Raw genomic sequence first — 13,213 nt, 5'->3', positions numbered from 1 at the left:
TTTAAGCTTTATTAAACACGATATACAGGCAAGGTTTTTATGCACTTTAGTACCACAGCATCCCGTTTTTACGCGGCCACAGCCGCCGCCACTGTCCTAGCAATCGCGTCACTACACCCCGCGGCAGCTTCCGAGCAGCAGAGCAATACCCTTACCAGCACGACAATGCTTCCCACACAGGCAAAAATCACAAAGACTTTTACCGTAAGTAGCACCAAAGGAACAGCCCGTACAGATCCTGGCAGCAATTCCATAATTGTACGGCCAGGCGACACCATTTCAGTCAAAATTGAATCACAAGGCGGAAGAACGGAATTCAGCGAACTTACGGAATTTGTTCCTTCCGTAGGACGACTCCACACAGAATCAATTACGTTCAAAGAGGGCGGCAATGGCCCTCATGCGTTATCAACCGCAGGCTGGAATGCGACTTCCCAGGCAGATCGCGTGATTTTTAGAACAAATGACGGGAAGCCTAAATCGATCACACTCGATACCACACTGGAGTACTCCTACACCGTAGGTGTACGAACAACCGGAGATCCTTCCACCAGGCTTCAGCTCAGCAATAGTGACAGTAACACCGTGCTCACTTCTCCCGATGGTCCTAAAATCCGCGTAGAAAGAACCCTTCCCTCCTGGCTTTCAGGATCATTCCCCGGAGCGATTTTTGACAGTCTGACCAACTTACTGTCGCCAATTTTGCGAGCCTTTAAAATCATATAAATAATTCAGACCCCAGTCGCCAAACAAAGGCTATGGGGTCTGCTTATTTTTCTTCAGTAGTGTCTCCACAGCCGCAAACAACACTGCCAGCACAATCGTGGTTGCCACAAATACCGCGGCTACAGCTAACATCCGATCCCCGCTAGAAAATATTTCTTTCGGAGGCCAGTTCAAAACGATCACTGAGATCAACGAGAAAAATATGGCTTCAGGGAGCTTTCGGAAAAACATATTGAGCATGCTACGTCTCCACTTCATCGGTCGAGTCAGAACAAACACCACATCCCAATGGCTCATCAACCTCAGACACAAAGAAACCCCAGCCCACACATACTGTGAACTGGGGTTTTAACCGTGCGCCCGGAGGGATTCGAACCCCCAACCTTCTGATCCGTAGTCAGATGCTCTATCCGTTGAGCTACGGGCGCTTAGGTGGATTGCTCGACGCGATGCCGTGCAACGGATTTAAACTATACTCCACTGGCATACATCGAACAAAACACCTGCTTAAAGCGAGTATTAGTCGCTTAATTCTGGTTAACGGTTAGATAGCTGGAACGTTGCGCCCTGCGGGTCTGCAACTGTGGCGATCCTGCCGAAAGGAGTGTCGACGGGGCCGTCGAGAAGCTGGCCGCCCAACTCCTGAAGCTTGCTCACGGTCGCGTCAACGTCAGCAACCGTAAAGTACGTACGCCAATGGCTGGGGATCTCTTCCGGAAGGAAGGAATTTGCCTCGCACATGCCAGCCGTAGCTGCCTCGCCCGGCGCGTTGGCGGCGTAGCGAACTCCGTCGCCTGGCTCGTCGGCAGGCTGTCCATCTTCACCGATGTAGCTCAGCTTCCAGCCGGTGACCTTTTCATAGAACGGTGCCGCTGCATCGAAGTCCTTGGTCATAACTTCAAACCAAGCAGGTTGCCCGTTGACTGCTTCGCGCGTGATGCCCGGGAAGTCCAGAGCCTGCCACAGACCTACCACGCCGCCCGCGGGGTCGGACACGATGGCCATGAAGCCCAAGGTCCCTACCTGCATAGACGGGAGGAGGATCTGTCCGCCAGTTTCCAGCGCAGCGGCGAGAGCGACGTCCATGTCATCAACCTTGAGGTATATGGTCCATGCGGTGGGAGCCATCGGGGTCTCGGAGCGGCCTTCAGGGCCCATGTGGGAATCCATGGCGCCGCCGACTGGTTCACCTTCCGACAGGATGATGTTGTAGCCACCATATTCTTCGCCCTGGCTGTTGAACTCCCAACCGAAAAGTTCCTTGTAGAAGGTTCGTGATCCTTCAAGATCGTGGGTGGAAAGATCGATCCACGTAGGATCACCGTGCAGGATGGGGGACATTGCGCCTCCTAAAAAGCGGCCTCGTAAATGTGTTAGGCCGACTCTACGCGCATAGGACAAGAAAAGCTGCACAACAAAATCTGCTAGATAGAATTAATCCCCTGCAATGAGCCGCAATGCGGTTATACAGGGGATTAAAATTCTTTTTAGCAGGTGGGGTTAATTCAGAAACACCGTCGCTTTTTCTGCACCTGTTTCCACACGATCCACGCATTTCTTATTGGTAAAAACCACAAGGGTGACGGGATCGTATCCGGCTGCTCGTACTGCATCAAAATCTACGGTGATCACCGTTTCCCCTTGAGCTACGTCCTGTCCGGATGTTTTGTGGGCAACAAAACCGCGTCCTGCCATCGCAACGGTGTCAAGACCGATATGAACAAGCACTTCAAGACCATCGGGAGTCTTGATAGCAAAAGCATGCCCGGTTTTGAACACCGTGACCAGTGTTCCCGATACTGGCGCCACAATATCCACGGAACCTGCGCTTCCCGTTTCTTGTGCAGGCTCAACGGCGAATCCTTGTCCCATCATCCCTGAGGAGAATACTTCGTCGCTGACGGAGCTAAGCGGTAGCAAGGGGGCGTCGATAGGCGGAATAACAACGACTTTCTTCTTGGCAAACCCAAACATTATTCGCCCTGTTCACCTTTCAGCGACACTTTTCCGGCCAGCTGTGCGGCGACTTCATCGTAGACAAATTGCACCTGAGGACCGATCACTACCTGCACGTTTTTAGCGCCGGGGCGCATCACGCCGATCACGCCTGCTCGTTTGATCGCAGGTTCATCAACGCGATCAGAATCTCGAACAGTCACGCGCAAACGAGTAGCGCAATAATCCACAACGTCGATGTTGCTCGGCCCGCCTAGACCGTCAATAATCTGTGCCGACATCCCAGACGTGGAGGCATCTGCCGTGCTTTCCGACTCCGATTCCTCCTCATCTTCCCGCCCTGGGGTCTTGAGGTGTAGGACGCCGATGAGAGTGTAGAAGATGCCAAAATACAGCGCAAAGTAGACCACTCCCAGGACCAGCAACATCCACCACTGGTGTGCCAGCGGGTTCTGCGCGGAAAGGAACATGTCAATAAAGCCCGCGGAGAATCCGAACCCTGCCGTCCAGTGGAAGACGGAAGCGATAAAGAGCGACAGACCAGTAAGAAGCGCATGGACAACATACAAAACTGGAGCTAGGAACATGAAGGAAAACTCCAATGGCTCCGTCACGCCAGTGAAGAACGCAGCCAATGCACCAGCAAGCATCAAGGAGCCAACGACCTTCTTACGCTTAGCTTCCGCGCGTAGATATATAGCCAGTGCAGCACCGGGCAGACCAAACATCATCACTGGGAAGAATCCCGCCTGATACTGGCCGATAACACCCACAACCTGGCACGACCCATCGATCCAGTTGCCGGGACAGGATGCGGCGTCCGTGGCTGCTTGGGCAGCCTCAATGGTCTTGCCGCCGCCAAGGAATTTACCGATGTCATTAATACCGATCACGTCGAACCAGAAGATCGAGTTGACTGCGTGGTGTAGACCAGTGGGGATCAGGAGTCGGTTAATAAAACCATAGATGCCCGCGCCGGCAGGCCCCATGCCCTGAATCCACTCACCGAAGTTAAACAGCACGTTGTAAATGATCGGCCAGACAAAGTACATAATCCCGGAAAGGATTATTGAGAAGAACGAAGTCAGAATCGGAACAAGTCGCCGACCGGAGAAGAAAGCCAAGAAGTCCGGCAACTTTGTCGCGTGGAACTTGTCATACACCCACGCCGCGAGCACACCGACCAGAATGCCAAAGAGCACATTCTTGCCGCCGATGGCGCTCCACCCCTGCGATGCCCATTCCAGGGCAGCATCGCCTTCCAGTTTGGTTGGATCACCGATCCCTTTGTAGCTGGCTACCGCTTTTGGCCCTATCAACTGGGTAATCGTGGCAAAACCCACAAAACCTGACAGAGCCGCAGCGCCATTGGAGTCTTTGGCCAGTCCAAAGGCAAGAGCGATGGCAAAAATCCAACCGAGATTATCCAGAATCGCTAAGCCCGATTGAATAAAGATTGCCGCAACTGTGTTGTCCGCTCCCCAGCCGACAGGATCGATCCAATAACCAATACCCATCAAAATGGCCGCAACCGGTAGCACCGCAACCGCCCCCATCAGGGCCTTTCCCAGGCGCTGCAGGGCATTCATAACAGAACCCATCATCTATCCCTTCTCTTAGATTGAGAGATATTTAGTTGTTTTCTTGCGTCCAACCGTGCAAAAACACCGCGAGGAACGCAGCCTCCCCGCGCACGGACGGCGGGAGCTGCGGCTCGCCAGATAAGTCAGCAAGCAAAGCCGCCGCGACCGAATACTCACGCGGTAAAAGCTTTTCGACGCTCGCCAGCAGCACGTTATGGCGCAACTGCTTGCGCTGGAGGCGTCGATAAGCCAAGGCCAGCTCCATGGATAGTGCGTCATTCCCGGCTTCCGTGGGGGCGTCGAGTAGCTTGCGAGCTTTTGCGGTCACCCTCCCGATCCTGTTTGCCACCGCGAGCGGTTGTTTCACCGTGCCGCCGGTGCGGGCCGCGTGGAGGTGGAGGGCGATGAACGCGGCTTCGTCGATAGGCAGCACAATCGAATCAAGGTGTGTGTTCAGATAGTTGACCACCAGTTCGGCGGCCGAAAACTCCTCCGGAACCACCGCTTTGATCTCCGCGACGAGGGAGTTGCGGATAGTTTCACCCCGCCCGACTCGCTGCACAGCAAAGGACAGATGCTCCGCGAGGATCACATAGACGCTCGGATGAAGCGTGCCCAAAACATCGGCAGCAATGTCAATGCTCGCTGAAATAACGTGAAAGGTGGCCTCATCAATGCTGCTCAGCCCCTCAAGAAGCGCACGATGCTGCTCACTAATCTCCACATACTCACGGCTACCACCGCCGTGCTCGACATAGTCCCCCGGTTTTTTGGAAAACCCTATGCCCTTCCCCACCAGAATCCGCTCCCCCGCCTCTGAGCAGCTCTCCGCAGCGAGCACAGCATTATTGCTTAGCACGCGGCGAATAATTAGCTCAGGCATAACGGCTGCTCCTCAAGGCTCATATGGCCAACAAGATGTAGGCCACGGTGGACTTAGCGGGGGGATCATCCGGTCATGCCTGAGGACACCGGCAATGCACAACACCAACAAAAGTGCACTCTGACCGGCTCAGTAACACCCAGAGGGAAGCTCACTATTACAATAACCCGCCACCCAAACCCTTGGGAATGATTTAGTGATTTTAACGTCAGACGACTGCTGTTTTACAGGATTTTCGACCCTTATTGGGGGCAAAGTTCAGTCACGCAAAAGCACCGAACATCACAAGACATTCGGTGCCGTACTGGGTGTTTAGTCGGTTAAAGAACTATGTCAAAGACCGGGATCGCCAAGAAGTAGGTCACCAAAGTAACCAGAATGATTCCGATCAAGTTCAGCCACACGCCACCCTTAACCATGTCGCCGATCTTTACAAAGCCAGAGCTATACGCGATTGCGTTGGGTGGGGTTGCCACTGGAAGCATGAACGCACAGGTCGCCGAGAGCGCAACCGGGATAGTGAGCAGAAGAATATTCTGATCACCATTCGCATTCAGCCCAATGCCCACTGCCACACCGGCCATAATCGGCAGGAAGGTCGCCGCAGTTGCAGTATTGGACGTAAATTCCGTGAGGATGAGCACCAGCGCAGCAATAGCGCCGATGAGCAAGATCAACGGCAAGACTCCCAGACCCTTAGCTGTCTCACCAATCCACAGAGACAATCCCGACTCCGAGAACATCTTGGACAATGCCAAGCCGCCACCGAACAACAACAGCACATCCCAAGGAAGCTCATTAGCGGTCTTCCAATCCATCAAACGGATACCCGTCTTACGATCCGCAGGGATCAGGAACAACAGCATCGAGGCAACCAAACCGATCACAGCATCTGCAATGGAGACCTTCCATCCCATCCACTTAATAACCAGCGGAACAAAAACCCATGCAAGGGCTGCGCCCGCGAAGATAACAGCCGTGGCGGCTTCACCGAACTTCATCCCGCCCATCTTGTGCAGCTCTTCCTTGATCATCTCTCGACCGCCAGGAATCGTGTCCACTTCCGGCTTAAATACAGTCACCAAGACGAACCATGCGATGACCATATACACCAGGGCAAGTGGCACACCTACGAGCATCCACGTACCAAAACCAATGTGAACATCATGGTTCTCCGCCATGTACGCCACCAGCAGCGCATTCGGAGGTGTACCAATGATCGTTCCCAATGAGCCGATCGAAGCAGAATAGGCGATAGCCAGCATCAGGCCCGTGGCAAACTTCTTCTGCGCACGCATTCCACCAACGGATTCCGCAGTGAGCTGAAGAACAGAAACGCCAATGGGAAGCATCACTACGGCCGTTGCGGTGTTAGACACCCACATGGATAAAAACCCAGTCGCCAGCATAAAGCCAGCGACAAGCTGCTTGGGCTTAGTACCAACCAGCAGCACTACGCTCAAAGCCAGACGACGGTGCAGATTCCAACGCTGCATCCCGAGCGCCAAGATAAACCCACCCATGAACAAGAAAATCGTTGGCGAGGCATACGGTGCCGAGATCTTAGAAAACTCAATGACCTGCAACAAAGGGAACGCAACCAGCGGAACCAGGGCCGTAGCCGCCAGAGGAATGGCTTCAGTCATCCACCAAGCCCCCATCAAAACCGCAATAGCGGCTGTAATCCTCAATGCACCGTGAGTATAGGAACCCTTGGAATCGGCAGAGCTCACCACGTCTACAGAAGACTCAGGGAAAATCAGATACACCAACGCTGCCAGCGCCAGACCAACAAAAAGGCCAATAATCTGGCGACGGCGTTCACTTTGATCGCGGACTTCTGCGTCTTCAGCCAACGCGTGTTCTGAAGACTCATGTGTAATGGGGGTACTCACGGACTCACTTTCCAGCTAGTTCGCGCACATTCAGTGCAAAATGATCAGCTTCTCCACCATCTGGGTGCATGATTATCACGGTGATGTGAAGAAAGACACTCAGTAATCTACAGTGACAAGTCACAATCTTTACCCCCTATAAGGGAAGTCTTTCCCAAAAATTCCAAGACAAATCCGCAAAAATCGCTTCACCTGCACAAATGCCAAGCGTGCATAGACCCGCCCCTCCCCCATAATGGGGAACGATCGCTAGATAACACATAAGTAAAGGTTTTCTGTGGGAAAAACAGGCAGGAAGGATAACCCCAAATGAACGTTATGGTGGGCGCTTGCCACATGCACAGGGTTAGGGACCGCGGCTAGAGCCTGTGGCTAGACTTTGTGTCGTTTTTGAGAACGCTAGGGGTTGTCCAGCTAGCAAAACGCCAAGACGAGGACGTGCTGCGTTCTCAAAAACGACAAACGGGTAAGAAGAAGAGGACAAGGCAGGCACCCAGGCAACCCCAAACATACAAAGAAACCCCAGCCCACACATACTGTGAGCTGGGGTTTTAATCGTGCGCCCGGAGGGATTCGAACCCCCAACCTTCTGATCCGTAGTCAGATGCTCTATCCGTTGAGCTACGGGCGCAAGTTCCACCAGGCCCGGTGAAACGCTCCCACCGAAGTGAGAGTGAGCGGAGACGAGAGGATTTGAACCTCCGGACCTGCGCAAACAAGTCAACTCCTTAGCAGGGAGCCCCATTCGGCCGCTCTGGCACGTCTCCAGCGATTCCGTTTAAAGAATCTCGCCCAATACTAATCGCGAACGGCGTTTTAGACAAAACGCAAGGCCAGTGAACGAAATTCCTAGCCAAGGGATAAACTAACGCCATGATCCGAGAAGACTTAGCACAAATTCCCACTTATGTTCCGGGGCACCATGCAGACCATACGCTAAAGCTTTCTAGCAACGAGGTCGCTTTCGGCCCGCTTCCTGGTGCAGCGGAGGCAATGGCAAAAGCCGCTACCACCGTTAATCGTTACCCCGACATGGGCGCTGAGGAGATTAGAAAACGTCTGGCTGAGCATCTCGGTTTAGGTATCCAACAAGTGGCAGTGGGCTGCGGTTCTTCCGCTCTCTGCCAGCAATTAGTTCAGATCTCCGCAGGGCCAGGCGATGAGGTGATTTTCCCTTGGCGCAGCTTTGAGGCCTACCCCATCTTTGTGCATGTGACTGGCGCTACGCCGGTAGCCGTACCACTTAAAGAGGGCTTCAACGATCTTGATGCCATGGCCGCAGCCATCACGGAAAATACTCGACTCATTTTCGTGTGCAACCCCAATAATCCAACGGGCACTCTCATCTCTCAAGACGCGTTCCTAGCGTTCATGAACAAGGTCCCAAGCAATGTGCTTGTCGCGCTTGATGAGGCCTATATCGAGTACGTCCGCGCAGAGGATACGCCTCTTGCTACAGAGCTTATCGACGCCTACCCCAACCTCGTAGGCCTCCGAACCTTCTCTAAGGCTTTTGGTTTGGCAGGCATCCGAATCGGTTACGCTTTCGGCTCCCCTAGCCTCATTGAAGCGCTCAATAAAGTCGCTCTCCCCTTCGGTGTGAACGCCGTTGCTCAGGCGGGCGCAATCGCCTCATTAGAAAACCTCGACGAGCTCATGGAACGCACTGAAGAGGTAGTGACCAATCGCGACCGCGTAGCTGACCACGTTGGTGCAGGCCACTCTCAAGCTAACTTCGTATGGATCCCCGCCGATTCCCGCCCAGAGTCCCCCATGGAAATAGCGGAGCAGCTCCGCAACCATGACGTGGTCGTCCGCGCATTCCCTGAGGGAGTCCGAATCACCGTGACCAATAGCGAGGAAACTGATCGCCTTCTTGCTGCCTGGGATGCAAGCTTCTCATAGCAGCGGTGTAGAACAAGTCGCAGCATGAAACCCCAGCCTCAGCGGGCTTGGTTCCGTCCGCTGAGGCGTCCGGACCGAGATTCTGTTATCTTTGCCGGAAAAGTTCAGCTGGAGGAGGGGCCTGTTGAGTGGCAACAAGAGCGACTTTCCGAGAATCTACTCAACAGAGAATGGGATGGCAGCGCTGCAGCTTTAGCTGCTCTTGGCCACCCTGTACGTCTGGAGTTATTGAGGTGCATCATGAATGGAACTCATAAGACGGTCGATTTGGCTGTTCTGGATATTTTGGGGACTACAGGCCAGCTACATCATCACTTACGATAACTTGTGGATGCCGGCTGGCTACAGGCAGTTACTCGCGGCTATTACGAGATTCCTGCGGCCCGAGTGATTCCATTAATGGCCTGCATTATCGCATCAGGAGAGTAGGACTATTGTGGAAGTCTGCTTTTGGAGAAGCGATCATGGAAGTACTGCAACTTTGGAAATAGGTGCAGCATGAAGGATAAACTCACGCACCTTTACGGTGATCACTTGTTATCGGCGAAACTTCAACGCGAGCTGGACGGAACGGATCATCTCGGAGCGTGCGTAGCGTTCGTTAGCCCTGGACTCCCAAGCGGATCACTTACTGCGGGAGTGGGGGTTGCTCCAGAGCGTACGTTCCACATGGGTTCGATAGGCAAAGCCCTTAATGGGTTGATCTACTCCTCAATGGTCGCTGAAGGCACTGTGTCAGGAGAAGACACCTTGGATAAATTCCTTCCATTGACTGGTGTGGCCGCCGGTTTAGTAACCCTGGAATCTCTCGTGACTCACACTTCCGGATTGCCAACCATTGGTGGCGGACGACGCGCTTCGTTCCAGTCTCGTTGGCGTCTGTTGCGGAAGAAAGATCCCCAACCGGAAACTCTCGAGGAGTTTGTCTCCCATTTAAGAAAAGCCCCTGTCCACCCCGAAGGATTTCACTATTCCAATCTTGGGGGTTCTGCGCTTGGGCACGCCCTGGCCGCCGCTGATGGAGTCTCCTATCCGGATCTCATTGCCAATCGCATAGCAAAACCGCTGGGCTGCCCGAACCTGTATGTGCCGGGACCTGGCGATCTAGAACTGTCTAGCGACGTTCCCGGATTGAGCATATTCAACACCTCACAGGAACCGTGGACGGGAGAAGGCTACGCTCCAGCTGGTGGGGTTCGAGCGTCAGCAGGCGATATGGTGATCATTCTGGACGCCATACTCAACCATCCACTGCCGGGCTGGACAAGCGCTTTCACACCATTAAGCCGTACAGATTTTGAAAGCTCTGACGGCCTATCGCATTCCATCGGAGCCGGGTGGTTTATTCAGGAGGCCACTGGTTCCACTGGTGAGCTGGCGTGGCATAACGGTTATGCCAACGGATTTGGGTCGGCGATTGTCCTAGATCTAGAGAATTATCGTGGGGCTTTTGTTTCCGTCCTAGACGGAAGTATGCAAGTGGACACAGTGTCCACTGTTTTATCTTTAATGAAGAAAGAAGATTCTCATTGTTGACTGAGTCTCGCCCCTGCTACCCCTAACTCACACTCGCCCCTACAAAAAGCCAAGAACACCTCGTTCGAAAGGGAAATGGTTGCGCCCTTCCTTCGAATCACCAAAGAACGCCTTCACCCCCACTGATTGAAAAACGACCAGCAAACAGAGCAACCAGCTCTTTACGACACGCCGACCCGACATACATTTTTGCCCCTGACCCCCACATATCCAGACAAAAAGAAGAAACCGCAGGTCACTCACAACCTGCGGTTTCGCTACCGGCGGAGACGCAGGGATTTGAACCCTGGGATGGTTTCCCATCGCTGGTTTTCAAGACCAGTGCATTCGGCCGCTCTGCCACATCTCCATCGCGTTCGCGCGCTTAAAGCGTGCCAACAAGTTAAGGAGTCTACCCGAAGTAGGCGAATTTCTTTAAAGTGGGTGGATATGAAGGCAATCATCATCGATGAGAACAAGCAATTATCGTATCAAGACGTCGCCGATCCGCAGCTAGAATCTGGTTGTGCCCTGATTCGGGTTAAGGCCAGCGGGGTTAACCGTGCAGACCTACTGCAGGCTGCGGGACATTACCCGCCGCCACCCGGAGAGTCGGAAATTCTGGGACTTGAGTGCGCTGGCGTTGTGGAGGATCCAGGCGATACTTCGTGGAAGAAGGGTGACAAGGTTGCCTGTCTTTTGGCTGGTGGCGGCTATGCGGAGCTCGCTGTGGTTCCTGAGGGACAGCTCATGCCGATTCCTGCTGGTTATTCCTTTGCCGAGGCCGCGGCGATCGTTGAGGTCGCGTGTACCGTGTGGTCGAATATCGGCATGCTGACTGGTCTCAAGCCGGAGCACACAATCCTCATTCATGGCGGTGCCGGCGGGATCGGCACGTTTGCTATTCAGATGGCTAAACATATCGGCGCCACGGTGGCGGTCACGGCGGGTTCCGCGGAAAAACTTGAGGTGTGTCGCGAGCTCGGCGCGGACATCCTGATCAATTATCGTGAGCAAGATTTCGCGGAGATTCTCAAGAACAAGTGCGACCGCATCTTGGACATCATGGGAGCCAAGTATCTTGACCAGAATGTCCGTGCGCTAGCCATGGATGGACATCAGGTCACCATCGGAATGCAGGGCGGGGTGAAGGGCGAACTGAATGTCGGCCGGTTGCTGAGCAAACGCGGGACGATCTCGGCCACCGCTTTGCGTGCGCGCGACCGCTCGGATAAGGCTCGGATAGTCGCTGACACGGTGAAGAATATCTGGCCGTTGCTGGAATCGGGCAGAATCGTTCACCGCATTCATGCCATGATGCCGCTGTCGGAGGCTCAGAAAGCCCATGAGCTGCTGGATTCCGGCGAGGTGTCCGGCACGCTTGTATTGCTTGCCGACGCCACCAGCTAGGCCAAGCTCGCCACAACACGAATAAGCTGATCCACATCCGCGACCGTGTTGTAGGGCCCTAGTCCCACGGAGATGGCCCCCTTGGTGTCACCAATTCCCATTGCTGTCAGGAGGGGGTCTGGCTCGGCTACCGTGGTCACCAGCCCATTGTTTATCAGCCGTTGCTGGATCATGTCGGCTGGAACACCGTTGATGCAGAAAGTCGCGTGCGGGATCCGGTCCACGTCTGAGCCCGCGGCGGCTTCACCGGTCACGCCGAAGACGTGGGTGTTGGGGAGCGACTCAATGGAATCCACAAGGTAGGTCCCCAGCCACCCCAGATAGTTTGCTGCAGACTCCACGCCCTGCGCCAGGCGATAGCGGCGGGTTCCGCGTGCGTCTTCGTCAAGGTCTGCAAGGTGGTCTACGGCTGCGGGCACACCAGCGGCAAGACCAGCGGCAACAGGCGTATCAAAAGCTTCCATGTCTATGCGGGGGAACATCATGGTGTCGCGGAATGCCAGGGCGGCAACTTGGGGTCCACCAAAGGCAACGCAGTCCACGCTTATGATGTCCGCACCTAGGGCTTCCAAAGTGATGGGGCGATGTCCGGCGAGTGGGGTGGCGTCGACAAGCACCCACGCGCGGGAGGAATCATGCACATGCTCCGCGATCTCTAGAACGGGGTTAATCGTTCCTACTTGGCGGCTAGCGGCGGAGAGCGCAACGACGCGGGTGCTGCCGTCGACAAGCTTGGCAAACTGCCACGCAGGCACCTCACCTGTGCCCAGATCTGGCTCCGCCCAACGTATTTCCGCATCAAGGTCAAGGCCGCAGGAATCTGTGCGCGAAAACACAGCGGAAGATCCACGCCGCAGCAACGGCCGCAACGCGCGCGACAACCGGGCAAAAAGCACATCACGGCTCGGGCCAAGAAGCACAGCTTCCGGTGACGTTCCCGTCATATCCGCAATTGCCATCCGGGCGGAATACAGGTGATCGTCGGCAATAAAACGCCCCGCACGCTGTAATAGAGCATGCGATCCCCCACCCCGCTCTATTTCTGCTGCCAGTGGCGCACTGCGAAAACCTCGGGAAACCGCAGACGACACCCGTTCCGGGATTTGCGGTTGCTCCTGTGCATTGAGATAAGTCCACGTACCGCTCACGGAGGTGTAAGCACCTCGCACACGAGCTACATCAAACGCCATCTCTCACTCCCTGAAAGTTCCAGAGCATCGCTTAAAAAATACGCAAAGCAACACCACCGCAACGGAAACAACTGCTAATTTCATCCCAACGAACTCACTTATTATGCCTGCCGGATTCATTCCGCGCACCAACCCAGCTAGGGTAGGTAT

12 protein-coding genes and 4 tRNA genes are annotated in these 13,213 nt (G+C 54.5%); 5 read left to right on the top strand and 11 right to left on the bottom strand.

Annotation, left to right across the window (positions count from 1 at the left end; all coding sequences use genetic code 11):
• Nucleotides 1-39: 39 nt before the first annotated feature.
• Complete coding sequence (locus CKV68_RS07465; RefSeq protein ID WP_095075929.1) at nt 40-726, top strand: hypothetical protein; 687 nt, start codon at nt 40-42, stop codon at nt 724-726.
• Nucleotides 727-756: 30 nt separating this feature from the next.
• Here CKV68_RS07465 and CKV68_RS07460 read toward each other — a convergent pair whose 3' ends face one another.
• The 9 genes from CKV68_RS07460 to CKV68_RS07420 form a co-directional block, all read right to left on the bottom strand.
• Nucleotides 757-957 carry a hypothetical protein gene (locus CKV68_RS07460; protein ID WP_145955126.1) on the bottom strand — a complete coding sequence of 67 codons (201 nt, stop codon included), beginning with the start codon at nt 955-957 and terminating at the stop codon, nt 757-759.
• Nucleotides 958-1,081: 124 nt separating this feature from the next.
• Nucleotides 1,082-1,154: transfer RNA gene (locus CKV68_RS07455), tRNA-Arg, on the bottom strand.
• 109 nt (nt 1,155-1,263) lie between these two features.
• Nucleotides 1,264-2,067 carry a VOC family protein gene (locus CKV68_RS07450; protein ID WP_095075927.1) on the bottom strand — a complete coding sequence of 268 codons (804 nt, stop codon included), beginning with the start codon at nt 2,065-2,067 and terminating at the stop codon, nt 1,264-1,266.
• 159 nt (nt 2,068-2,226) lie between these two features.
• Nucleotides 2,227-2,700 carry a PTS sugar transporter subunit IIA gene (locus CKV68_RS11315; RefSeq protein WP_095075926.1) on the bottom strand — a complete coding sequence of 158 codons (474 nt, stop codon included), beginning with the start codon at nt 2,698-2,700 and terminating at the stop codon, nt 2,227-2,229.
• Entirely contained in the window at nt 2,700-4,286 is a 1,587-nt protein-coding gene (nagE, locus tag CKV68_RS07440) for an N-acetylglucosamine-specific PTS transporter subunit IIBC (protein WP_231910424.1), read from the bottom strand. Before nagE ends, CKV68_RS11315 begins: the two co-directional genes overlap by 1 nt.
• Before the next feature lie 28 nt (nt 4,287-4,314).
• On the bottom strand, nt 4,315-5,148 hold the full coding sequence (locus CKV68_RS07435) for a PRD domain-containing protein (protein ID WP_095075924.1): 834 nt from the start codon (nt 5,146-5,148) through the stop codon (nt 4,315-4,317).
• A gap of 320 nt (nt 5,149-5,468) precedes the next feature.
• The gene (locus tag CKV68_RS07430) at nt 5,469-7,043 is read right to left on the bottom strand and encodes an SLC13 family permease (protein WP_095075923.1); all 1,575 of its coding nucleotides are present in this window, start codon (nt 7,041-7,043) and stop codon (nt 5,469-5,471) included.
• 558 nt (nt 7,044-7,601) lie between these two features.
• Nucleotides 7,602-7,674 (bottom strand) — tRNA-Arg (locus tag CKV68_RS07425).
• A 47-nt stretch (nt 7,675-7,721) separates the two neighbouring features.
• Nucleotides 7,722-7,810 (bottom strand) — tRNA-Ser (locus tag CKV68_RS07420).
• Nucleotides 7,811-7,916: 106 nt separating this feature from the next.
• Here CKV68_RS07420 and hisC point away from each other — a divergent pair.
• The 3 genes from hisC (at nt 7,917) to CKV68_RS07405 (ending at nt 10,484) form a co-directional block, all read left to right on the top strand.
• A complete protein-coding gene (hisC, locus tag CKV68_RS07415) occupies nt 7,917-8,948 on the top strand; it encodes a histidinol-phosphate transaminase (protein ID WP_095075922.1) in 1,032 nt (343 codons plus the stop codon).
• Nucleotides 8,949-8,972: 24 nt separating this feature from the next.
• Entirely contained in the window at nt 8,973-9,272 is a 300-nt protein-coding gene (locus tag CKV68_RS07410; protein WP_095075921.1) for a hypothetical protein, read from the top strand.
• Between the two features lie 174 nt (nt 9,273-9,446).
• Nucleotides 9,447-10,484, top strand: coding sequence for a serine hydrolase domain-containing protein (locus tag CKV68_RS07405; RefSeq protein ID WP_095075920.1), 1,038 nt, complete (start codon nt 9,447-9,449; stop codon nt 10,482-10,484).
• Nucleotides 10,485-10,748: 264 nt separating this feature from the next.
• Here the strand turns inward: CKV68_RS07405 and CKV68_RS07400 are convergent.
• Nucleotides 10,749-10,833 (bottom strand) — tRNA-Ser (locus CKV68_RS07400).
• Nucleotides 10,834-10,913: 80 nt separating this feature from the next.
• Between CKV68_RS07400 and CKV68_RS07395 the strand changes: the two genes are divergently transcribed.
• Nucleotides 10,914-11,873 (top strand): NAD(P)H-quinone oxidoreductase, encoded by a 960-nt coding sequence (locus tag CKV68_RS07395; protein WP_095076259.1) that lies wholly within the window; start codon nt 10,914-10,916, stop codon nt 11,871-11,873.
• Here the strand turns inward: CKV68_RS07395 and CKV68_RS07390 are convergent.
• On the bottom strand, nt 11,870-13,063 hold the full coding sequence (locus CKV68_RS07390) for an aminotransferase class V-fold PLP-dependent enzyme (protein WP_013910568.1): 1,194 nt from the start codon (nt 13,061-13,063) through the stop codon (nt 11,870-11,872). The genes CKV68_RS07395 and CKV68_RS07390 overlap by 4 nt on opposite strands.
• Nucleotides 13,064-13,213 lie beyond the last annotated feature (150 nt).

The organism is Corynebacterium ulcerans (assembly GCF_900187135.1).
Lineage (GTDB): Bacteria > Actinomycetota > Actinomycetes > Mycobacteriales > Mycobacteriaceae > Corynebacterium > Corynebacterium ulcerans.
The sequence above is the reverse complement of the archived record's forward strand: the minus strand, read 5'-3'. Positions and strand labels throughout refer to the sequence as shown.

Coding starts and splice junctions, on each gene's coding strand:
- CKV68_RS07465 (WP_095075929.1), top strand. CDS start 40: ATGCACTTTAGTACCACAGCATCCCGTTTTTACGCGGCCACAGCCGCC.
- CKV68_RS07460 (WP_145955126.1), bottom strand. CDS start 957: ATGTTTTTCCGAAAGCTCCCTGAAGCCATATTTTTCTCGTTGATCTCA.
- CKV68_RS07450 (WP_095075927.1), bottom strand. CDS start 2,067: ATGTCCCCCATCCTGCACGGTGATCCTACGTGGATCGATCTTTCCACC.
- CKV68_RS11315 (WP_095075926.1), bottom strand. CDS start 2,700: ATGTTTGGGTTTGCCAAGAAGAAAGTCGTTGTTATTCCGCCTATCGAC.
- nagE (WP_231910424.1), bottom strand. CDS start 4,286: ATGATGGGTTCTGTTATGAATGCCCTGCAGCGCCTGGGAAAGGCCCTG.
- CKV68_RS07435 (WP_095075924.1), bottom strand. CDS start 5,148: ATGCCTGAGCTAATTATTCGCCGCGTGCTAAGCAATAATGCTGTGCTC.
- hisC (WP_095075922.1), top strand. CDS start 7,917: ATGATCCGAGAAGACTTAGCACAAATTCCCACTTATGTTCCGGGGCAC.
- CKV68_RS07410 (WP_095075921.1), top strand. CDS start 8,973: ATGAAACCCCAGCCTCAGCGGGCTTGGTTCCGTCCGCTGAGGCGTCCG.
- CKV68_RS07405 (WP_095075920.1), top strand. CDS start 9,447: ATGAAGGATAAACTCACGCACCTTTACGGTGATCACTTGTTATCGGCG.
- CKV68_RS07395 (WP_095076259.1), top strand. CDS start 10,914: ATGAAGGCAATCATCATCGATGAGAACAAGCAATTATCGTATCAAGAC.
- CKV68_RS07390 (WP_013910568.1), bottom strand. CDS start 13,063: ATGGCGTTTGATGTAGCTCGTGTGCGAGGTGCTTACACCTCCGTGAGC.